The sequence below is a fragment of the Dongia sp. agr-C8 genome (assembly GCF_054658695.1).
The window spans coordinates 506,559-527,462 of sequence record NZ_BAAGHZ010000004.1 but is presented as its reverse complement, the minus strand read 5'-3'; the positions used below and the strand labels follow the sequence as shown (position 1 = coordinate 527,462).

The 20,904-nt window shown below is 66.7% G+C and carries 20 protein-coding genes; 6 read left to right on the top strand and 14 right to left on the bottom strand.

What is annotated here, in order from left to right; translation table 11 throughout:
* The first annotated feature begins 18 nt into the window (after positions 1-18).
* Entirely contained in the window at positions 19-1,305 is a 1,287-nt protein-coding gene (locus tag ACYQ4T_RS22770) for a sugar-transfer associated ATP-grasp domain-containing protein (protein WP_459858889.1), read from the top strand.
* Here the strand turns inward: ACYQ4T_RS22770 and ACYQ4T_RS22765 are convergent.
* The 14 genes from ACYQ4T_RS22765 to ccsA form a co-directional block, all read right to left on the bottom strand.
* Positions 1,302-2,171 (bottom strand): NAD(P)-dependent oxidoreductase, encoded by an 870-nt coding sequence (locus ACYQ4T_RS22765; RefSeq protein ID WP_459858888.1) that lies wholly within the window; start codon positions 2,169-2,171, stop codon positions 1,302-1,304. The genes ACYQ4T_RS22770 and ACYQ4T_RS22765 overlap by 4 nt on opposite strands.
* Positions 2,172-2,195: 24 nt before the next feature.
* Positions 2,196-3,023 (bottom strand): inositol monophosphatase family protein, encoded by an 828-nt coding sequence (locus ACYQ4T_RS22760; protein ID WP_459858887.1) that lies wholly within the window; start codon positions 3,021-3,023, stop codon positions 2,196-2,198.
* Positions 3,020-3,277 (bottom strand): hypothetical protein, encoded by a 258-nt coding sequence (locus ACYQ4T_RS22755; protein WP_459858886.1) that lies wholly within the window; start codon positions 3,275-3,277, stop codon positions 3,020-3,022. The genes ACYQ4T_RS22760 and ACYQ4T_RS22755 overlap by 4 nt, the downstream gene beginning before the upstream one ends.
* Complete coding sequence (hflX, locus tag ACYQ4T_RS22750; RefSeq protein ID WP_459859207.1) at positions 3,270-4,622, bottom strand: GTPase HflX; 1,353 nt, start codon at positions 4,620-4,622, stop codon at positions 3,270-3,272. The genes ACYQ4T_RS22755 and hflX overlap by 8 nt, the downstream gene beginning before the upstream one ends.
* A 91-nt stretch (positions 4,623-4,713) precedes the next feature.
* A complete protein-coding gene (hfq, locus tag ACYQ4T_RS22745) occupies positions 4,714-4,965 on the bottom strand; it encodes an RNA chaperone Hfq (protein ID WP_028097099.1) in 252 nt (83 codons plus the stop codon).
* 351 nt (positions 4,966-5,316) lie between these two features.
* Complete coding sequence (locus ACYQ4T_RS22740) at positions 5,317-5,547, bottom strand: hypothetical protein (protein ID WP_459858885.1); 231 nt, start codon at positions 5,545-5,547, stop codon at positions 5,317-5,319.
* Positions 5,548-5,711: 164 nt separating this feature from the next.
* Positions 5,712-6,380 (bottom strand): HAD family hydrolase, encoded by a 669-nt coding sequence (locus tag ACYQ4T_RS22735; protein ID WP_459858884.1) that lies wholly within the window; start codon positions 6,378-6,380, stop codon positions 5,712-5,714.
* Positions 6,377-7,240, bottom strand: coding sequence for a D-amino-acid transaminase (locus tag ACYQ4T_RS22730; RefSeq protein ID WP_459858883.1), 864 nt, complete (start codon positions 7,238-7,240; stop codon positions 6,377-6,379). The genes ACYQ4T_RS22735 and ACYQ4T_RS22730 overlap by 4 nt, the downstream gene beginning before the upstream one ends.
* A gap of 44 nt (positions 7,241-7,284) precedes the next feature.
* Positions 7,285-8,691: a nitrogen assimilation response regulator NtrX gene (ntrX, locus tag ACYQ4T_RS22725; RefSeq protein ID WP_459858882.1), complete on the bottom strand. Its 1,407-nt coding sequence runs from the start codon at positions 8,689-8,691 to the stop codon at positions 7,285-7,287.
* A gap of 15 nt (positions 8,692-8,706) precedes the next feature.
* The gene (locus ACYQ4T_RS22720; protein WP_459858881.1) at positions 8,707-11,013 is read right to left on the bottom strand and encodes a sensor histidine kinase NtrY-like; all 2,307 of its coding nucleotides are present in this window, start codon (positions 11,011-11,013) and stop codon (positions 8,707-8,709) included.
* A 13-nt stretch (positions 11,014-11,026) separates the two neighbouring features.
* Positions 11,027-12,487 carry a nitrogen regulation protein NR(I) gene (gene ntrC / locus ACYQ4T_RS22715; protein ID WP_459858880.1) on the bottom strand — a complete coding sequence of 487 codons (1,461 nt, stop codon included), beginning with the start codon at positions 12,485-12,487 and terminating at the stop codon, positions 11,027-11,029.
* 4 nt (positions 12,488-12,491) lie between these two features.
* Complete coding sequence (locus ACYQ4T_RS22710) at positions 12,492-13,679, bottom strand: two-component system sensor histidine kinase NtrB (protein ID WP_459858879.1); 1,188 nt, start codon at positions 13,677-13,679, stop codon at positions 12,492-12,494.
* Positions 13,680-14,666 (bottom strand): tRNA dihydrouridine synthase DusB, encoded by a 987-nt coding sequence (gene dusB / locus ACYQ4T_RS22705; RefSeq protein WP_459858878.1) that lies wholly within the window; start codon positions 14,664-14,666, stop codon positions 13,680-13,682.
* 134 nt (positions 14,667-14,800) lie between these two features.
* Positions 14,801-15,604: a cytochrome c biogenesis protein CcsA gene (gene ccsA / locus ACYQ4T_RS22700; protein ID WP_459858877.1), complete on the bottom strand. Its 804-nt coding sequence runs from the start codon at positions 15,602-15,604 to the stop codon at positions 14,801-14,803.
* Positions 15,605-15,700: 96 nt separating this feature from the next.
* On the opposite strand from ccsA, the gene ACYQ4T_RS22695 reads away from it, so the two are divergent.
* From ACYQ4T_RS22695 to ACYQ4T_RS22675, 5 genes are all read left to right on the top strand, one after another.
* Positions 15,701-16,873 (top strand): bifunctional 2-C-methyl-D-erythritol 4-phosphate cytidylyltransferase/2-C-methyl-D-erythritol 2,4-cyclodiphosphate synthase, encoded by a 1,173-nt coding sequence (locus tag ACYQ4T_RS22695; protein ID WP_459858876.1) that lies wholly within the window; start codon positions 15,701-15,703, stop codon positions 16,871-16,873.
* A 163-nt stretch (positions 16,874-17,036) separates the two neighbouring features.
* Entirely contained in the window at positions 17,037-17,504 is a 468-nt protein-coding gene (locus ACYQ4T_RS22690; protein WP_459859206.1) for a CinA family protein, read from the top strand.
* A complete protein-coding gene (locus ACYQ4T_RS22685) occupies positions 17,504-18,337 on the top strand; it encodes a hypothetical protein (protein ID WP_459858875.1) in 834 nt (277 codons plus the stop codon). The genes ACYQ4T_RS22690 and ACYQ4T_RS22685 overlap by 1 nt, the downstream gene beginning before the upstream one ends.
* Positions 18,338-18,431: 94 nt before the next feature.
* Positions 18,432-18,884, top strand: a complete 453-nt coding sequence (locus ACYQ4T_RS22680) for a hypothetical protein (RefSeq protein WP_459858874.1) — start codon at positions 18,432-18,434, stop codon at positions 18,882-18,884.
* A 110-nt stretch (positions 18,885-18,994) separates the two neighbouring features.
* Positions 18,995-20,902 (top strand): hypothetical protein, encoded by a 1,908-nt coding sequence (locus tag ACYQ4T_RS22675; protein ID WP_459858873.1) that lies wholly within the window; start codon positions 18,995-18,997, stop codon positions 20,900-20,902.
* Positions 20,903-20,904: the final 2 nt, after the last annotated feature.

Genomic DNA, 20,904 nt, shown 5'->3' with positions numbered 1-20,904 from the left:
CTCGGTCCTGGAAGTGGAATGAACACTCTGGCTCTGCCTTCGCATCCCGCCGCCACGCCGGCGCCGATGTCGTCACCGATAGACACTCAATTTGCCGATGTGCCGCTCGGCCTGCTGGCGCGCCGGCTGGAAGCGCGCGCCTTGCGCCGGCTGCCTTGGCCGGACCGGTTGCGGCGCGTGCTCCGGATCCGCCTCCTCGACGCCCTTCGCATCGCCTGGTATGCCCCGCGCCTCGCGCCGCAAGTCCGCGCGCAGACCGGCATTTCGATCCGGCGCCAGTTCGCCGACCAATTGCGCCTCGCCTTCGGCAAGGGCATCGATCCGTCGATCTACTATTTCGAAGAGCTTTACAAGCCGGGCGCGCTCGACGCGGTCGACCAGTATTTCCTGCGGCGCGAGGTGAAGGGCAAGCTGCTCCGCCACCTGCACCGGCTGCAGCCGCCGGCGGCCGAGCGCCGGATCAATCTCGGCGACAAGCTCCAGTTCCTCGCCTGGTGCGCGCGCACCAGCCTGCCCCATGCGGCGCCGCTGATGCTGATCGAGGACGGCCGCGTCGTCTGGCAGAGCGGCAATCTGCTCGATCTCGACCAGGACCTCTTTGCCAAGCCCCGGGTGGGTCGCGGCGCCCGCGGCGTGCAGCTCTATCGCCGGATCTCCGCCTTCCGCTACGAGGCGGAGGACGGCCGGCATCTCACCCTGGGCCAGATCGTCAGCGATCTGATCCGCCGCTTCGACGTCGGAAACGTGATGGTCCTGCCACGGCTCCACAATCATCCGGAGCTGGAAGGCCTGGCCGGTCGTTCCTTGATCACCATCCGGGCCGTGACCTGCCTCGACGAGCGGCAGCAGCCGGAGCTGGTCCTCGCCTACCTCCGGGTGCTGACCAAGCTCGAGCCCGACTGGCCGGTGAAGAAGCCGATTACCGAATATGCTTCGTCCATCGACCTCGAGGATGGGCGCCTGTCCGCCATGACCGGCGACCAGCCGGAAAGCCTCTGGAACTGGCATGACCGCCATCCGGTCACCGGCGTCGCCGTCAAGGGCCGCGTCGTGCCCTGCTGGCCAGCCGTTGCGGCCCTGGCGGAACGCGCCCATCGGGTCACGCGCGACCGGATCCTGGTCGGCTGGGACATCGCGATCACGCCCTCAGGCCCGCTGCTGCTCGAGGGCAACTCCTATCCCGACGTGCATTACCCGCAGCGCATCTACCGCCGGCCCTATGGCGAGATGCGCATCGGCACCCTGCTCCGCCACCACATGGCAAGGCTGGAGCGGAAATGGGCGGAGGAGAAACGTTCGGCTTAGGGCCGCGCCACCAGGTCCATCAGGCTCGAGGTGTCCCAGCGGTTGCCCCCGCGCTGCTGGACCTGGGCATAGAACTGGTCGACCAGGGCGGTCACCGGCAGCCGCGCGCCGTTGCGATGCGCTTCCGCGAGGCAGATTCCGAGGTCCTTGCGCATCCAGTCAACCGCGAAGCCGAAGTCGAACTTGCCTTGGACCATGGTATGGGCGCGGTTCTCCATCTGCCAGGACTGCGCCGCACCCTTGGAGATCACCTCAACCACTTTCGTCGTGTCGAGCCCGGCCTTCACCGCGAAGTTCATGGCTTCCGCCAGGCCCTGGACCAGGCCGGCGATGCAGATCTGGTTCACCATCTTGGTGAGCTGGCCGCTGCCGGCCGGCCCCAGCAGCACGCAGGCCTTGGCATAGGAATCGATCACCGGCTTGGCGCGGTCAAAATCCTTCTGCTCGCCGCCGCACATCACGCCGAGCTTGCCGTTCTCGGCGCCGGCTTGGCCGCCTGAGACCGGCGCATCGACGAAGCCGATGCCGAGCTTGGCGCCGGCTGCCGCCAGTTCGCGCGCCACCTCCGCCGAAGCCGTGGTGTGGTCGACGAAGAGCGCGCCCTTCGCCATGCCGGCGAAGGCACCGTCGCTGCCGAGCACCACGCTCCTGAGATCGTCATCGTTGCCGACGCAGGCGAAGACGATCTCGGCGCCCTTGGCGGCCTCGCGCGGGGTCGCGGCGGAGCCGCCCTTGTGGGTCTCGACCCACTTGGCCGACTTGGCGCCGGTGCGGTTATAAACCGTCACATCATGACCGGCCTTCTTCAGATGCCCCGCCATCGGGAAGCCCATGACGCCCAGGCCGAGAAACGCAACCTTCATCATCCCCTCGCTCTTTGAATGCTTGGCCTATTCCGCGGCGAGCATGCGGCGGTGCACCTCGTCCCAGGTCGCGCGATCGCGCGCGGCCAGGATGCCGGTGGCGCCTTCCGCCTGGCTCGGGCGATAGCCGTCGCTGTTGAAATAGCTGATATAGCCGCCGAGCTCCTCGATCACCGCGCCGCCCGGCGCATGATCCCAGGGCATCACGCCGCTGAACATCAGGAAGTCGACCTCGCCGCGCGCCAGGCGCAGGTATTCGAGGCCGGCGCAGCGCACGCTCTTCACCTGCTGCACGCGGTCGCGGCGCTGCATCACCCGCTGCGCAGTCGCGCGATCGCCCTTGGCGCCGACCGCCAGGATGCCGCGATAACGATCGGTCGCGGGCGGCGGCGCGAGGCGCTTGCCGCCGCTCCAGGCCCCGCTGCCTTTGACCGCATAGCTGGTCGTGTCGGTGACCGGATCATAGATCCAACCGCCCAGCACCTGGTCGCGCTCGATCAGCGCCATCATGGTGCAGAATTCTTCCTTGCCCTCGGCAAAATTCGCTGTCCCGTCCACCGGATCGATGACCCAGACCGGCTGGTTCGAGGCCAAGCGTTGCATGACCGATGGATCGCGCGCGGTATCCTCCTCGCCGACCAGCAGCGATCCCGGCAGCAGCTCGGCCAGCTTCGGCGCCAATGCCGCCTCCATCGCCTCGTCGGCGACGGTCACGAAATCGCCGGGGCTCTTCTCGCGGATCTCATGCTTCTGCAATTGCCGGAAGCGCGGCAGTACTTCGACCCTTGCGATCTCGCGCAACAGCTTGGCAACTTCGGCCGGTTCGGGAACCTTGGTCACGGGCACCACGCTCATCCCCGGCCCTCGATCCAGTCGCGGATGGTCGCTTCGTCGTGGAGGAATTTCTCTCCGGACTTGACGTCGAGGCTCGCCGCCAGCCGCAGCAGATGCCACATGTCAGGATCGACGGCGTCGGTGTCGAGCTCCTCGATTTCGTCCTGCACCTCGCTTGCCCATTCGGCCGCCGCCGTGCGGCTGGTGTTGCCGTCCAGCACCGCCTGCAGCAAGGCGACGATCTCCGCGCGCGTCGGAACCGCGATTTCAACCATGGTCTCGCCTCGTCTCCTCGTTGGCATCCTGTACCGGCGCCATGCCGAAGCGGCGTTCGAAACGCTCACTGTCCTCCGGCGTGAGGCGCACGGTCAGTTCATAATAGTCGGATTCATCGCGCCGTTCCTGCACTTCGCCATGCTCGTAGAGCCAGGCCCCGGGGGCGCCCTGTTCATGCGGCAGCCGGTAGGTCAGCGTGAATTGTGTATGGCGCAGCTTGGATTCGATCATGGCGATCAGCCGCTCGCAGCCCTCGCCGCTGATCGCGGAGATGGCGACCACCGGGTGATGCCGCTTGGCCTGCTCGAGCAGGGCCTCGCGTGCCTCGGGCTCGATCCGATCGATCTTGTTCAGGACCTCGATCATGCGCTCGCCTTCGATGCCGCCGACGCCGAGGCTTTGCAGCACGGCCTCGACATCGGCCTTCTGGCCCTCGGTCTCGGGATGCGAGGCGTCGCGGACATGGAGCAGCAGGTCGGCTTCCAAGACCTCTTCCAAGGTCGCGCGGAAGGCCGCGACCAGCTCGGTCGGCAGGTCGGAGATGAAGCCGACGGTGTCGGAGAGGATGATCTCCCGCCCGTCAGGCAGGGTGATCCGGCGCATGGTGGGATCGAGCGTCGCGAACAGCAGGTCCGCGGCGAGCACGCCCGATCCGGACAGCCGGTTGAACAGCGTCGACTTGCCGGCATTGGTGTAGCCGACCAGCGCCACGACGGGATAAGGAACGCGCCGTCGCGCCTTCCGGTGCAGGCCGCGGGTGCGCTTCACATCCTCGAGGTCGCGCTTGTTGCGGATAATGCGCTCGTCGATCAGCCGGCGGTCGATCTCGAGCTGGCTTTCGCCCGGACCGCCGAGGAAACCGAAGCCGCCGCGCTGGCGCTCGAGATGGGTCCAGGACCGGACCAGGCGGCTGCGCTGATAGGTCAGAGCCGCGAGCTCGACCTGGAGCTGGCCTTCCCGGGTTCGCGCGCGCTCGCCGAAGATCTCGAGGATGAGACCGGTGCGGTCGATCACCTTGCATTTCCAGGCGCGTTCGAGATTGCGCTGCTGGATCGGCGTGATCGCGCCATCCATGACGACGACGGCGATCTCCTGCTCGGCGATCAGCGCGGCCAGCCGGTCGACGCCGCCGGAGCCGATCAGGGTCGCCGGCTTCGGCTCGGTGATGCGCACGATCTCCGCCGCGACGACGTTGAGGTCAATCGCCCGGGCGAGCCCCGCCGCCTCTTCCAGCCGGCTCTCGGGCGAGCGGCCGCCGGAATAGACCGCGCGCGGGCCGGTCTTGAAGCTGGGATGCAGCACCAGCGCGCGGTCGTGATGGCGCACGCCGTCGCCGTCCACCATCGGCCGGTTGTCGGCCACGGATTTACCGGGATCAGGTGCGCCGGTCATTGCTGCAGTCCCCAGGCGCGGGGGGAAGTGGGACGGGGAGGCGTCAAGCCTCCTCCGCCTCCTTGGCACCTTCGAACAGCTGCAGCGGACCCGCCGGCATGATGGTCGAGATCGCGTGCTTGTAGACCAGCTGCGAATGGGCGTCGCGCCGGAGCAGCACGGAGAAATTGTCGAACCAGGTGACGATGCCTTGGAGCTTCACGCCGTTCACCAGGAAGATGGTGACCGGCATCTTGTTCTTGCGGATGTTGTTCAGAAAGACGTCTTGGACGCTTTGGGATTTCTCGTTGGCCATTATTGTCTCCGTCCATTGTTCTTGGGGTTGCCGGTTCTGGGGCCGAACAACCCAGCGATGGCGATCAGGGGTCAACCGCCGGAATGACGAGTAACATAATTCCCGACCAGTGCAAACTGCCCGGATCGGAAGGTGGATATGCTGCAAATGCTTGGCAAATGAGGACTATTCCAGCGCCGTCACCCACCTGACTGCGGCTCCCCACGGATCAACACCGCGCCAATCCCGATGTTCCGGAGCACATCCGGCCCTGGCTTGAGGCAGGTCAAAACAACGATGGCCGCCGCCCCTTGCGAGGCGACGGCCCGGTTGCCGATTGCGGAATGTACCAGGAGACCGATCGACGCTCTCTTAGACGCTGCCGTCTCCGGCCGCTTTGGTCTTGTCGACCCAGATATGGCCGACGATACCGGCGCCGCCGCCACCGCCGGCGCTATGGGTTCCGTCCGTGATTCCCGACTTATAGGCGTTGAGCGCGCCCCCCGAAGCCTGATGGAGGTCCGCCTCGGAAAGCTCCGAGCCGGTCTGCGCGGCCGGCTTCTTTGCCTTCTCCACGCTTTCCTGCTTTTTGGATTTGGTCATGTTGTCTCCGTCCGCAGATGGTTCAGAGCCGCCCAGGGCGCTTCACCATTGGCGGCGTTCCGCACAGGCTGTGGGAACATCAGACCTGTCGCCCTGGCGACGACCGGCGTTCAGGCAACGCCTGTGATGGCGATCACAGCAACTGGGAGGTTGCGTAAGCTTTCCTACAGGCGGCGCCAATGCGCGCCGAGATCGCGCAGATCCGGGAAATAGAGATCAGGCGCTGCCGCCGCGAACTCGCCCGCGGCGGGCGCCGTGGGCCGGACCAGCACGGCCTGGCAGCCGGCATTCTTGGCGCAAAGCATGTCCACATCCGCATCGCCGACGAACCAGACGTCGTGCCCGGCGAGCGGGCCCGGACTGGCGGTGCCGAGGCCGAGGGCATGATCGATATGGTCCCGGTGCGGCTTGTCGCGGGCGCTGTCGCCGGCGCCGGCGAGGCGCCTGAAGTGGTGCTGCCAGCCGAGATGCTCGGCCTCCAGGCGCAGGAACTGCCCGCGCTTGTTGCTGACCACGCCGAGATAGACGCCGGCATCGCTCAATTCGCGCAGGAGCTCGGCGGCGCCCGGCAGCGGCGTCAGCTGCGTCAGATGGATGCGCCCGAAGGCGTCGTAGAAGGCCCGCTCGGCATCCTGCCAGCGGGCGCCGAACATCTCCGGGAAGGTATCGCGCAGGGAGCCGCGCACCCTCGCCTCGGTCTCCTCCCGGGTCCAGAGCGGCCGCTCCATCGTCGTGAAGCATTCGTTGAGCGCGGCATGAATCACCGCCCAGCTATCGACCAGGGTGTTGTCCCAGTCGAACAGGATCGCGGCGGGCCGCGCCGGCCCGGTCATGCGGCGCTGGCCTGGCGCTCGGCATGGTCGAGATAGAGCTGGCGGAGCTTCTTTGAGAGGTCGCCGGGCTTGCCGTTGCCGACCTTCTTCCCGTCGATGCGGGTGATCGGCAGCAGGAACACGCTGCTGCTGGTGAGGAAGGCTTCGGAAGCCGCCAGCGCCTCGTCCAGGCTGAAGCTGCGCTCCTCCAAGGTGAAGTCGGTAGCTTCCAGCAGTGCCAGCAAGGCGCGCCGCGTGACGCCGGGCAGAATCTCGTGGCCGAGCGGGCGGGTCACGATCTTGCGGTCCTTGGTCACGATCCAGGCATTCGTCGAGGTGCCTTCGGTGACATTGCCGTCGGGATCGATCTGCCAGGCCTCATAGGCGCCCTCCTCCGACGCGCGCTGCTTGCCGAGCACGTTGGCGAGCAGCCCGATGGTCTTGATGTCGCAGCGCTTCCAGCGGAGATCCGGCAAGGTGATGACGCCCACGCCTTCCTCCAGGTATTTCGCCGGCACGGGTTTCAGCCGCTTGCAGGTGATCACCAGCGCGGGGCGCGCCATCACCGGGAAGGCGTGGTTGCGCGGCGCGACGCCGCGGGTCACCTGCATATAAAGGATGCCGCGCGCGATGCCGTTGCGGCGCAAGACCTCGCGCAGCACCAACTTGAGCGCCCGCCGATCCATGGGCGGCGCGATCTCCAGCTCGCCCAGGGAGAATTCCAAGCGGTCGAGATGCAGGTCCTCGTCGATCAGCTTGCCCTTCTGGACCGGCACCACTTCATAGACGCCGTCGGCGAATTGGTAGCCGCGATCCTCGATATGAACGGCGGCGGTGCGGTGCGGCTGATACTTGCCGTTGACGTAGGCGATCCTGGACATGGTGGGGAACGATCCTGAAAGAAGCGGGCGTCAGCCTTCGGGAACTAGCCCTCGGGCCGCTCACCCTTGTCGGAGGTGGTGATGCCGAGCGAGCGCAGCTTGCGGTGCAGCGCCGAGCGCTCCATGCCGATGAAGTTGGCGGTGCGCGAGATGTTGCCGCCGAAGCGGGTCACCTGGGATTCGAGGTAGCGGCGCTCGAAGATCTCGCGCGCTTCCCGGAGCGGCAGCGACATGACCTCGCTGCCGTCGTTCATGGCGACCGGCGAGAGCGAGACCGCGCCGATATCCGGCGGCAGCATGTCGCCGCGGATCGGGTCGTCCGGGCTGCCCGGCGGCATGATCAGCAGCCAGTCGATCACGTTGCGGAGCTGCCGGACGTTGCCCGGCCAGTCATAGGCCTGCAGGATGGCGAGCGCGTCGTCGCCGAGGTGCCGCACCGGAAGACCGGTCTGGTCGGCGGCGCGGCGCATGAAATATTCCAGCAGCGGCACGATATCGTCGCGGCGCTCGCGCAGCGCCGGCAGCCGCATCGGTACGACGTTCAGGCGATAGAACAGGTCCTGCCGGAACCGTCCGGCGGACATTTCAGCCTGGAGGTCCTTGGAGGTCGAGGCGATCACACGGACATCGACCTCGACCCGGGTCTTGCCGCCGACCCGCTCGAAGGTCTGCTCCTGAAGCGCCCGCACGATCTTGCCTTGCGTTTCCAGCGGCATGTCGGCGACTTCGTCCAGCAGCAGGGTCCCGCCATGGGCCTGCTCGAGGAATCCGATCTTGCCCGGTGCATCCGCGTTTTCCGCAGTGCGTTCGACGCCGAACAGCTCGATCTCCAGCCGGTCGGGATGCATGGTCGCGCAGTTCACGACCACGAAGGGGCCGCTCGCCCGTTTGGACCGGCGATGCAGCATCCGCGCCGCGACTTCCTTGCCGCTGCCGGCCGGGCCGGAGAGCAGGACGCGGCTACCCGTCGGCGCCACGCGCTCGATCGCCTGCCGCAATTGCGTCACGACCGGCGAGACGCCGATCAGCTCGGTCTCGGTGCCGGAGCGCGCGCGCAGCTCATCGTTCTCGCGCCGCAGCCGCGCGGCTTCGAGGGCGCGCTCGATGATGACCAAGAGTCGGTCGGCCTTGAACGGCTTCTCGATGAAGTCATAGGCGCCGTTCTTGATGGCATTGACCGCGGTCTCGATATTGCCGTGGCCGCTGATCATGATGACCGGCAATTCCGGATAGTCGCGTTTCAGGATCTCCAGCAGGCCCATGCCGTCGAGCGCGCTGTTCTGCAGCCAGATGTCGAGGATGAGCAGATGCGGGCGGCGATGGCGCAGCTGGGCCAGGGCGGCGTCGCTCTCGGCGGCCTCCCGGGTCTGATAGCCTTCGTCCTGCAGAATACCGGCGATCAGATGCCGAATGTCGGCCTCATCATCGACGATCAGGATGTCCTGCGCCATGCCCGTCTACTTACTCTATGCCGATCCGGCGGCGGCGTGCGCCTTGCCGGAGTCTGCGACATTCAATGCGGTTGCGTCCAACGGAAACGTCACCAGGACCGCGGCGCCGCCGCCGTCCCGGTCGCTCAGCGACAATGTGCCGCCGTGATCCTCCAGAATCTTCTTCACGATCGCCAGGCCGAGGCCGGTGCCCTTGCTGCGGGTGGTGACGTAGGGTTCGGTGAGTCGGTCGCGGTTGTGCTCGGGCAGGCCGCGGCCGTTGTCGTCGATGCCGATCAGGAGACGATCGTCGGTCGGCTTCATCCATAGATGGATCTCGCCCGGCGTCAAGTCGGTATCGCCGCGCGCCGCCTGCTCCTCGAGCCGGTCGTTGATAGACTCCGCGGCGTTCTTCATCAGGTTGGTGATCGCGCGGTTGAACTGCGAGGCGTCGCAGACCAGCTCGATCGGCGCGTCCGGAATATCCAGGAGGTAGTGAATCCCCGGATGCGCGTGCTGCTGCAGGAAGGCGGCCTGCTTGGCCAGCTCGGCGGCGTCTTCCGGCCGCAGGGCCGGCGCCGGCATGCGCGCGAACGCCGAGAACTCGTCCACCATGCGGCCGATGTCGCCGACCTGCCGCACGATGGTATCGGTACAGGCGGTGAAGGTGTCCGGATCGTCGGTGATCTGGCGGAGATACTTGCGCTTCAGCCGCTCGGCGGAAAGCTGGATGGGTGTCAGCGGGTTCTTGATCTCATGCGCGATGCGCCGCGCGATGTCGGACCAAGCCGCCTTGCGCTGCGCCGAAAGCAGCTCGGACACATCGTCGAAGGTGACGACGAGTTTGGTGCGCCCCTCCTCCTCTGCCTCGGAGACGACCCGGACGTGGAGGGTGCGGTTGATGCTGCCGTGGCTGAACAGGATCTGCCCGTCCGCGGTCCCGGAGTTGCGGCTGCGCGCCTTCTCGACGATCTCCGCCATGTCCGGCGAGACCACGGCCAGGGGCTGGCCGATCAAGTCCTGCAGGTTGACGCCGAGCAGTTCGGAGGCGGAGCGGTTCGGCAAGTCGATCGTGCCGTCATCGGCGAGGCCGATCACGCCGGCGGAGACGCCGGACAGGACCAGCTCGGTGAAGCGGCGCCGCTCGTCGGACTGCCGGTTGGCGGCGATCAAAGCGTGCTGCTGGCTCTGCAACTGGATCGCCATGACGTTGAAGGTGCGGCTGAGCGCGGAAAGATCGTCCTCGGCCATGCCGATCTTCACCCGGGCGCTGAGATCGCCGCCGCCGATCTGCTCGGCTGCGGAGGCCAGCCGGGAAATCGGCTTGACCATCTGCGTGGCATAGACGATCGCCACCCAGATCGCCGCGGTCAGCACCAGCAAGGCAAGGACCGCAAAGATCAGGCCGACGGTGATCTGCAGGCTGGTCCGGGCATCCTCGATAGTGCGATAGAGATCGACCGCGACCCGGGTCTTTTCGATCGCGTTTCCGATCTTTGGGTCAAAGGCACGCTGCACATAGAGATAGAGGCCTGTGCCCGGGCCGACCGACAACAAGCCGACGAAACCGTTCTCGTTCCTCGTGACCATCAGCTTGCCGAGATCGGCATCGTCGAAGACCGTCGCGCCGAAAGTGATCTGGTGCGGCGTCGACATCACCCCGCGCCCGTCGGCGAGAACCTGGCCGAACCGGGTGATCAGCGCGACATCGGTGAGGTTCCGGGTCCAGCGTTGATAGGCGAGGAACTCGCCGAGCCGGGGCTGGTCGTCCGGGCCGGTGATGCCGGAATCACGCAGCGCCTGGAAAATCTCCGTGACGGCGGTGGCGATCTGCCGCCCCTGCTCCTGCTCGTAAGCCTGCGTGACTTGGGCCGATCCCTCGACCGCGTCCTGCAGGCGCTGGCTGAACCAGGCATCGAGGCCATGATTGAGGAAGGTTGTGGAGAAGATCGAAACCACCGCGGTCGGGATAACGGCGATCAGGGCGAACAGAATCACCAGGCGGGCATGGAGCTTCGATCCGGTCTGGCCGCGCCGCCGGCTGAGCCAGAGCAAAACCAAGCGGCGGATCACGATGCCGGCCAGGGCCAGGGTGATCACGATGTCGGTGGTCAGCAGATAGGTGATGACCCGGTTCGCCTCTTCGCGCGAGGTCCAGCCGCCGCGGAACAGGACGTATACCGTCGCGACGCTGCAGGTCGCGCCGACCGCCATCAAGAGCGCCGCCAGGCGCCGCTCCAGGCTGGTGGCGGCGATCCGCTCGAAGATGCTGCGGACGAAGCTCCAGGCGCCGCGGCGCTTGCCTGGCGGCGGATTGTCCGTGCCGGCGGCGACGGAGCTCACCTTGTGGTCTCCATCACTTCGCGCCCCGGCTCGGCTGCAGGTCGAGCTCGCGGAGCTTCTTGCGCAAGGTGTTGCGATTCAGGCCGAGCAGCTCCGCGGCGCGGATCTGGTTGCCGCGGGTCGCCTGCAGCGAGAGCGCCAGCAAGGGCCGCTCTATCTCGCGCAGGATCCGGTCGTAGAGGCCGCTGGCCGGGAGGCCGTGCGGATGCGCCTTGAAATAGCCGTCGAGATGCCGCTCGACCGATTGCGAAAGCGTCTCCTCGCCGCCGTTGCTGCGCGCTGCGGGCGAGGGCTCCTGTTCCGCCAAGGCGGCGTTGACGATCCGCCGGTCGATGACGGATTCGCTGTAGAGCACTGCCATGCGGCGCATCAGGTTCTCGAGCTCGCGGACATTGCCCGGCCAGGAATAGGCTTTGAGCCGCTCGATCGCCGAAGGATCGAGCGTCTTCGGCATCAGCCCGTCGCGCTGGGCGAGGTTGAGGAAATGGCGCGAGAGGTCGGCGATGTCTTCCGGCCGCTGGCGCAGGGGTGGCAGGCGGATCGGGACCACGTTCAGGCGGTAGAAAAGATCCTCGCGGAACGCGCCCTGCTGGATCATCAATCGCAGGTCGCGATGGGTCGCGGCGACGATCCGCACATCGGCGCGGATCGCCTGGCGGCCGCCGACCGGCGAGAACTCGCCGGATTGCAGCACGCGCAGCAGGCGGGTCTGGGCCTCGAGCGGCATGTCGCCGATTTCGTCCAGGAACAAGGTGCCGCCGGCCGCCTGCTCGAAGCGGCCGATGCCGCGATTGACCGCCCCGGTGAAGGCGCCCTTTTCGTGGCCGAACAGCTCGCTCTCGATCAGTTCGCGCGGGATGGCGGCCATGTTGACGGCGACGAAGGGCTTGTCGCGGCGGCGGCCGAAATCGTGCAGCGCGCGCGCGACCAGTTCCTTGCCGGTGCCGGATTCACCGTGGATCAGCACCGTCATGTCGGTGTTCACCAGCCGGGCGATCACCCGGTAGATCTCCTGCATCGCCGGTGAGCGCCCGATCAGCGGCAGGGAGTCCGGCCCGCCGACGTGATGTTCGACACCCGGCGCCTCGGGCTCGGCGCGCGCGGGTTCCTTGGTCTCGGCCAGCGCCCGTTCGACCGCGCCGACCAGATTGGTGAGATCGAAGGGTTTCGGCAGGTATTCGAAGGCGCCCCGCTCGGTGGCGCGAATCGCGGTCACCAGGGTGTTCTGTGCGCTCATCACGATGATCGGCAGGTCCGGCCGGCGCTCGCGGATGCGCGGAATGAGATCGAGGGCATTTTCGTCCGGCATAACCACATCGGTGATGACGACGTCGCCCTCGCCCTCGCGCACCCACTGCCAGAGCGTGGAGGCGTCGGATGCGGCCCGCACGTTATGACCGAGCTGTCCGAGAGCCTGGGAGAGCACGACCCGGATGGCGCGATCGTCGTCGGCGACGAGGATGGTAGCAGCCATCGGCTCAGCTCCTTGCGGCAGGGGTTGCCGCGGCTTCCGGCGCGGGGACCGGCTCGACATGGGCGAGCGGCAGCGAGATCGAGAACACGGTGCGGCGCGGCTGGCTTTCGAACTCGATGACGCCGTCATGCTCGGCGATGATCTTGGCAGCAAGCGCCAGGCCGAGCCCCTTCCCGCCCACCCGGCCGGTGACGAAGGGATCGAACAGCCCGTCGCGGATATGCGAAGGAATACCGGCGCCGTTGTCCTGGATCCGCACGGTCAAAGCGAGGCGCGGCCGCGCCCCGGTGAAACGATCGCCGAGCCTCAACCCGGGCACGAATTGCGTCGCCAGCACGATGCTGCCGCCATGCTCCGGACAGGCCTCGGCGGCGTTCTTGACCAGGTTGAGGAAGACCTGGATCAGCTGATCGCGATTGCCCCAGACCGGCGGCAATGAGGGATCGTAATCCTCGCGGAAGCCGACATGCTGGGCAAAGCCCGCCATGGCCAGGCGGCGCACGTGGTTCAGCACCTCGTGGATGTTGACCGGCGACATCGGCGCCGGCCGCTCGTCGCTCAGCATCTCCATGCGGTTGACCAGGCCGACGATGCGGTCGGTCTCGTCGCAGATCAGCTGGGTCAGGATCCGGCCGTCGGTCTCGACCCGCTTCTCCAGAAGCTGCGCCGCGCCGCGAATGCCGGAAAGCGGGTTCTTCACCTCGTGGGCAAGCATCGCCGCCATCGCCTTGGCCGAGCGCGAGGCATCGCGGCTCAAGCTTTGGCGATTGAGGCGGCGTTCGATGCTGCGGTCCTTCACCACCAGCACGACATGGCCCGGCTGCTCGGCGATCGGCGCGGCGTCGATCGCCACATGCGCCGCCTGCAGCTTCGGGCCCGAGAGTGCCAGATCCGGCTCGGCGACGGCGATGCTGCCGTTTCGGGCTTCGCCGATCAGGGTGAAAACCGGGCTGTCGCCGGCGATGTAGTCTCTGAGCGGCTTGCCCTGGAGCAAGGTTCTTCCGGCGCCCAGGAGCTGCTCGCCGGCGTGATTCGCGGTCACGATGAGATCCGTGGGGTCGAGCACGACCAGGGCAAACGGGACGGCGTCCAGCAGGATCGACCAGACGAAAGGCATCATATCCGTCGCCCTGCGCCGCTCCGGCTTCGGGTCCGGCAGAGAACGCGGTGCGGCGGCGGTCAGGTTGTTCATCTAGGCGGCGGCTCGCTCGATCTGCGGGGTGTAGAAATCCAGGATCGCCGCTTCGACGGCCTTGGGATCGTCCATGAAGTTGATCCTGGTGCGGAACTCGTTGGAGCCGTAGAGCCCCTTCGAGTACCAGGCGACATGCTTGCGGGCGATCTTCACGCCGTGCTGCACGCCGTAATGCTCCAGGATCGCGCGATAATGCTCGAGCAGGATCGCGAGCTGCCTGGCCAGCGGCGGGTCGGGCAGGCGCTCGCCGTTCTTCAGGAACTGCATCACCTGCTTGAGGAACCAAGGGCGGCCATAGGCGCCCCGCCCCACCATCACGCCGTCCGCGCCGGATTCGGCCTTGGCCTTCGCGGCGTCTTCGAGCGAGACGATGTCGCCGTTCACCACGACCGGCAGCTTCACCGCCTCCTTCACCTGGCGCACGAAGGCCCAGTCGGCGGAGCCGTTGTACATCTGGCAGCGGGTGCGGCCATGCACGGTCAGCATCTGGATGCCGCAATCCTCGGCGATCTTCGCCAGGCTCGGCGCATTGCGGTTGCTGTGGTCCCAGCCGGTGCGCATCTTCAGGGTGACCGGCAGCTTCACCGCCTTCACGGTCGCTTCCAGGATCTTCGCGGCCTTGACCTCGTCGCGCATCAGCGCCGAGCCGGCCTCGCCGTTCACCACCTTCTTCACCGGGCAGCCGAAATTGATGTCGATGATGGCGGCGCCACGGTCCTCGTTGAGCTTGGCCGCCTCGGCCATCACATGCGGCTCGCAGCCGGCCAGCTGGACTGACATCGGGAACTCGTCGGCGCAGTTGGTCGACATCTTCATCGACTGCCGGGTCTGCCGGATCATGGCCTCGCTGGCGATCATCTCGCTGACCACCAGGCCGGCGCCCTCGCGTTTCACGAGCCGCCGGAACGGCATATCCGTGACGCCGGACATCGGCGCCAGGATGACCGGGTCGCTGAGGGAAACAGGACCGATTTGAATGCTCATTCTCTAAGCACACTTGCCGCGCTGCACAAAATCCAGGCGATAACAGCCGAAACATGGCGCGGAAGCAACAGTTTTATGCTTGTCTGTTGCGCTGCAAAGCTCCACCCATGGGAGGAGGCCCAAAAGCCTGGCAGTCACCCGATTAGTACGTCCTTGACGAACTTCACCCCGGGATAGGCCAGCAATAACAACAGGTAGCCGACCAGCAGCCAGCGCGCGGCATGGCGCCCCCGGAACCCGGTCCGGTGGTGCAGGAGCAACAAGGCGACGATCAGCCCGAAAGCCAGGAAAGCCAGCAGGATCTTATGGGTCAAGGCCAGGAGGTGGCCGGTTTCGATGACCTCATTGGCGGCACCGGTCGCCAAGGCCGCGGCCATCAGCCCGGCCGACCAGGTGAGCAGCCGGATCTGCAGTCCCTCGGCCTCGGCCAGGGGTGGCAGGGTCTGCCCGGTCCAGCCGAGATGGGCGCGTCGCTTCAGGGCGCGCTCCTGGAGCAGCACCGCGGTTCCGGCGATCGCCGCCAGGGTCAGGGTGGCATAGCTCGCGACCGCCAGGGCGACATGCAGCGAGAACCAGGCGCCGGTCAGCACCACGGGACCTTCGGCGTTGGGCGCGGTGGAAAAGGCGATCGCCAGGACGGCGCTCAAAGCCAGATAAGGCAGCAGCAGGGCGCCCAGGCGATAGGCGCCCGGCCGGACCAGGCAGAGCGCGCCGAAGGCCAGCAAGGTGGCGGCGACACTGGCCCAGAGGTTGGCGGAGAGGCCCGGCTGCCAGCCGGCGCTGATTTGCGACACCACCAGGGCGACCGGGCCGGCGATGGCCGCGGCCAGCAGCAGCCAGAGCAGCAGATTTCGTCCCAGCCGGGCGGCAAGGGCCGCGGCGGTCAGGGGTAACAAGGCCACCAGGGCGGCCAGCTGGGAGATGAGAGTCGTTTGCATCTGACTATTATGGTTGCCGGGCCTTCCCTTGGCAAACTGCCCAGCTTGGCAAATCGCCGCATCCTGACTAGGTTGCGCCCCCATTGAGGACCCCGAATGACGAATGTTGTGGCTTTGGTCGTGGCCGCGGGCAGCGGACTGCGCATGGGCGGCGAATTGCCGAAACAGTTCCTGCCGTTGGCGGGAAAGCCCCTGCTGCGCCATTGCCTGGAGACCTTCGCCGCGCATCCCCGCATCGCCGGCGTCAAGGTCGTGATCAACGACACTTACCGCGAGCTCTATGAGTCGGCGACCACCGGCCTGCCCCTGCTCGCGCCGGCGATGGGCGGCGAGACTCGCCAGGCCTCGGTGCATAACGGCCTGGAAAGCCTGACCGGCAGCCCGCCGGACCTGGTGCTGATCCATGATGCGGCGCGGCCCTTCATTGACGCGCCGACCATCGACCGCACGATCGACGCCCTGCAAGATCATGACGGGGCGCTGGTCGCGGTCCAGGTGGTCGACACCTTGAAGCGCGCCGAGGGCAAGTTCAGCGGCGCGACCGTCGATCGCACCGGCCTCTGGCGCGCGCAGACGCCGCAAGGCTTCCGCTTCCAGCCGATCCTGGCGGCGCACCGCCAGGCGGCTTCGGGGCCGGAGATGACGGATGATGCCGCGGTCGCCGAGGCGGCGGGAATCAAGGTGGTGCTGGTGCCGGGAATCGTGAACAATTTCAAAGTAACCACCCGAGCCGATTTCGAGCGGGCCGAGCATATGATGGCGGAGCAGCGCGCCGTGGTGCCGTTGGAATACCGCACCGGCAGCGGCTATGACGTGCACCGGCTGGTCGACGGCGACGGCGTCTGGATGTGCGGCGTCCTCATTCCGCACAACCAGAAGCTCGAAGGCCATTCCGACGCCGACGTCGCGATGCATGCGCTGACCGACGCGATCCTCGGCGCCATCGCCGCACAGGATATCGGCGCGCATTTCCCGCCCTCCGACCCGCAATGGCGCGGCGCCCCGTCCTGGAAGTTCCTCGACCACGCGATGAAGCTGGTCGCCAGGCAGGGCGGCCATGTCACCCATTGCGACATCACGATCATCTGCGAGAAGCCGAAGGTCGGCCCGCACCGCGAGGCGATGATCGCAAGACTGGCCGAGATCATGGGCATCGACCCGCATCGCATCAGCGTGAAGGCGACCACCACGGAGAAGCTCGGCTTCACCGGCCGCGGCGAAGGCATCGCCGCCCAGGCGATGGCCACCGTGGCCCTTCCGCTCAGCTGACTCATGATGGCGGTGACTCGCACCCCCACCCCGGCCCTCCCCGAATCAGGGGAGGGAGAAGAAGTGCTCGCTGCAGTCCCCTACCCCGAATCCGCGGACGAATGTCCGCATTCGCGGACGGGGGAGGGTTAGGGTGGGGGTACGAGCGGACGGTCCCTTCCTGATGGATGTTCCGGCACTTCTGCAGCGCTATCGCGATCTCAAGCTGAAGATCGCCACGGCCGAGAGCTGCACCGGCGGCCTGGTCGCCGGCACCTTGACCGCGGTCGCCGGCTCCTCCGACGTCTACGACCGCGGCTGGGTCACTTATTCCAACGAGGCTAAGCGCGAGCAACTCGGCGTCTCCTCGAGCCTGCTCGAGGCCCATGGCGCGGTCAGCAGCGAGGTCGCCGAGGCGATGGCCAAGGGCGCGCTGCATCGCTCAAAGGCCGATGTCGCGATCTCGGTTACCGGAATCGCCGGACCCGGCGGCGGCTCGGCCGAGAAGCCGGTCGGCCTGGTCTATATTGGCATGGCGCGCAAAGACGGCTGGTCCCAGGTCGAGCGCTGTTTGTTCGACGGCGACCGCGATTCCGTCCGCGCGCAGACCGTGACTCGCGCCCTCACCCATCTCTACTCCGCCACGGTGTGATGAAGCCCAAACGCGTCCTTGGCGTCGATTTCAGCGGCGCCAACGATGCCGGGCGAAAGATCTGGATCGCGGAATGCAAGCGCGGCCGGGGCGACCGGCTGACGCTGGTCGATCTCCTTCCCGCCGCCGATCTCCCGGAAAGCGGCACGGCGCCGGGCGCTGCGATCGCGGCCCTGGCGCGGCACGTGGTCAAGCAGCCGGACACGATCGCCGGCTTCGACTTTCCGTTCACGCTGCCGAAGTCCGTCATCGACCGCCCCCGCTGGGAGGGTTTCGCCGCGGGCTTCGCGGCGCGCTTTGCCGACCCGGATGCGTTTCGCGCCTGGGCGCTGAGCCGCGCCGACGGGCGTGAGCTTCGCCGCGCCGCCGATCGGGCGGCCAAGACGCCGTTCAACTCCTACAACCTGCGCATCTATCGCCAGACCTGGTGGGGCATCGCGCATCTGCTGGGCCCGCTGCTGGCCTCCGGCGCAGCCATCGTTCGCCCCTACCAGCCGTTGCCCGCAATCCCTCACCCGATCTTGATCGAGGCTTGCCCGGCCAGCAGCCTGAAAGCGATCGGCTTCTATCCCGCCTACAAGGGCCGGAGCGGCGCACATCGCCGCGCGCGCAAGGCGATCCTGCAGCGCCTGATCGACAGCGGGCTGATCGATCGCCCGGCAAGACACATCGAGCGGATCCTGCTGGAAAATATCGGCGGCGACGCGCTCGACGCGGTGATCGCCGCGATCGCCACCGCCCATGCCGCGATCGAGATCGAGCCGGATCCCGACCAGCGGATCGAGGGAATCATCTACGCGTCGCTGCCGGTCGCAGGCGCTTCATTTTCCTGACGCGGTCAGCACGTCGTCAGTGAATGGCGCTCATGATCGCGCACCGCGGAAGAATGAACGGAAGCCGCGGCCAAACTGGAAGAGGATTTGAACCATGAAGAGGCATTCGGTCGCCGGCATCCTGCTGGCGGCAACGACGGTGGCTGGCTTCGCGACGGCGGCGGTGGCGGCAGCGGCGACGCCGACGCCGGTCAAGGTGGAGCTTTGGAACAAGGCGGACGGCAGCCAGGGCATGAGCCTCAGCGCCGACCATGCGAAGGCCGGCAAGGTCGACTTCGAGGTGAAGAACTCGTCGACATCGATGGTGCACGAGTTCCTGATCTGGAAGACCAACCTGGCCTTCGACAAGTTCCCGCGGGACCCCAACAACCCGGCCCAAGTCGACGAGGACAAGCTGAAGGGCGTGAAGGAACTCAGCAGCGACCTCGATCCCGGCAAGGCCGGTTCGCTCACCATGGACCTAAAACCTGGACGCTATGTGGTGTTCTGCAATCAGCCGGGTCATTTCGATGCCGGCATGCATCTGGTCTTCACGGTGACGAAGTAGCGTCGACGGTTCCGAAGCGGCGGCCTTCTTCGGCCGCCGCTGGAGCACTTTGGCAAAGTTGCACGGAAATTGCTTAGAGCCGCCCGTCCTGGGGGCTGTTCCGTCGCATCATGTCGCAAGAGAGAGTCGTTTCCGTCGAGACGCTGAGCCAGCTGCAGCGCACCTGGACGCGTCTGGTGATGAGCGGAAAGCCCAATGGCCTGGCGGAAAAGCCCGGATTGCTGGCCTCGCTGGAGCAGGTCGGCGGCGAGTTCAACAAGCTGCGCGGCGAGCTTTTGTCTGCGCTCGCGGAATCCCAAGGTCGCGAGACTGCCGTCGAATTGGGCACCCGTGCTCAAATTTCCATCGACATCCTGATTCGCAATCTCTTCGAACGCACCGCCGATGTCGGCTTCCTGGCCGAGGACGGCGCGATCGTCGAGAGCCTCTCCGCCGCTGAAAACGCCGAATCTCAGATTGAGGCGTTGCGGCAGCGGCTGGATGAATATGTCGCCAAGTATTCGGTCTACGACGACATCGCAGTCTTCCGGTCGAACGGCGCGTTGCACGTGACCCGATTGGGGCCGGCGAGCCGCTTCAGTGCCGGCGATCCGCTGGTCGCAGCCGCCCTGGGGCAGCCGGGCAGCTTCCGTGAGATCTTCCGCCCTGCGCCCGATGGCACCGCGCAGCTCCTTTACGTTCAGACCATCCCTGGACCGAGCCGCGTGCCGATCGGCGTGCTCGCCCTCTCCTTCAAGTTCGACGACGAGATGCGCGGGATATTCGGCAGCCTGCTCAAGGGCGCGGCTCCCGGCCTGATCCTTGGCATCGTCGATCGTGACGGCCAGGTGATCGCCAGCAGCAACGCCGCCGGTCTCGCCCTCGGATCGCGGCTGGTGATCGAGGCGGAGAAGCTCGTCACTCTGACGCTTGACGACGAAGTTCACCTCGCGCTGCGCCGTCCGACCCGCGGCTATCAGGGCTTCTTCGGCCTCGGCTGGAGCGGTGTCGCGTTGCGCCCGTCCCGGCAGCGTCAGGAAGCCCAGGAATTCGCCTCGGTCGACGAGCATGATGAGCGCACGGTCGCCGCCTCGGCGATCGTGTCCGATGCCTTGAAGCAGATCTCGCGTCGCGCCTATGCGATCGATTCCGACCTGCATCTGATCGGCCTCAACGGCAAGATCGCCGCCGATCGCGAGAACAACCGCGTGCTGCCCGCCGTGCTTGGCAGCATCCGCGAGGTCGGCGAGCAGATCCGCAACGCCGTGCACGGCGTGATTGGAACGCTCTACGACCAGACCCATGGCAGCCTGCGCCGCGAAGCGGAGCAGATGGCGGCGCTGGGCGTCGACATCATGGACCGCAATCTCTATGAGCGCGCCAATGACAATCGTTGGTGGGCGTTGACGCCGTATTTCCGCGCGACCCTCGCCGCCGGCACGCCGGGCCCGGGCGAAGCCGCCGAGATCGGCCGTATCCTCGCCTATATCAACGGGCTCTATACGGTCTACAGCACGCTGTTTGTCTTCGACGCGGGTGGCCGGGTGGTCGCGGATTCGCGCAGCGGTGCCAGCGGCCTGGTCGGCGAGAAGCTTTCCGGCGCGCATATCGAGGCGACGCTGGCCGGCCGCAACACCCAGGCCTATGCGGTCTCCGCCTTCGAGCCGACGCCGCTCTACGACGGGCGGCCGACTTATGTCTATTGCGGCTCGATCCTGGCGCCGGATTTCTCGCGCACGGTCGGCGGCGTCGCGATCGTCTTCGACGGCGAGCCGCAGTTTCGCCAGATGCTCCTGGACGTGCTTCCGGTTGATGACAGCGGCGCGCCCTATCCAGGCAGCTTCGCCGCCTTCGTCAATGCTTCAGGAACAGTGATCGCATCGACCGATCCCGCACGCGGACCGGGCAGCACGCTCGACCCGGATGCGCTCGAGGGCTTCGAGATCGTCGCCCGTGGCAGCTCGCCCGGCTATCGCGAGTTCAAGGTCTCGGACGGCTACAGCGACCCGATTACCTGCATCGTCGCGATCCCGGGATAAAC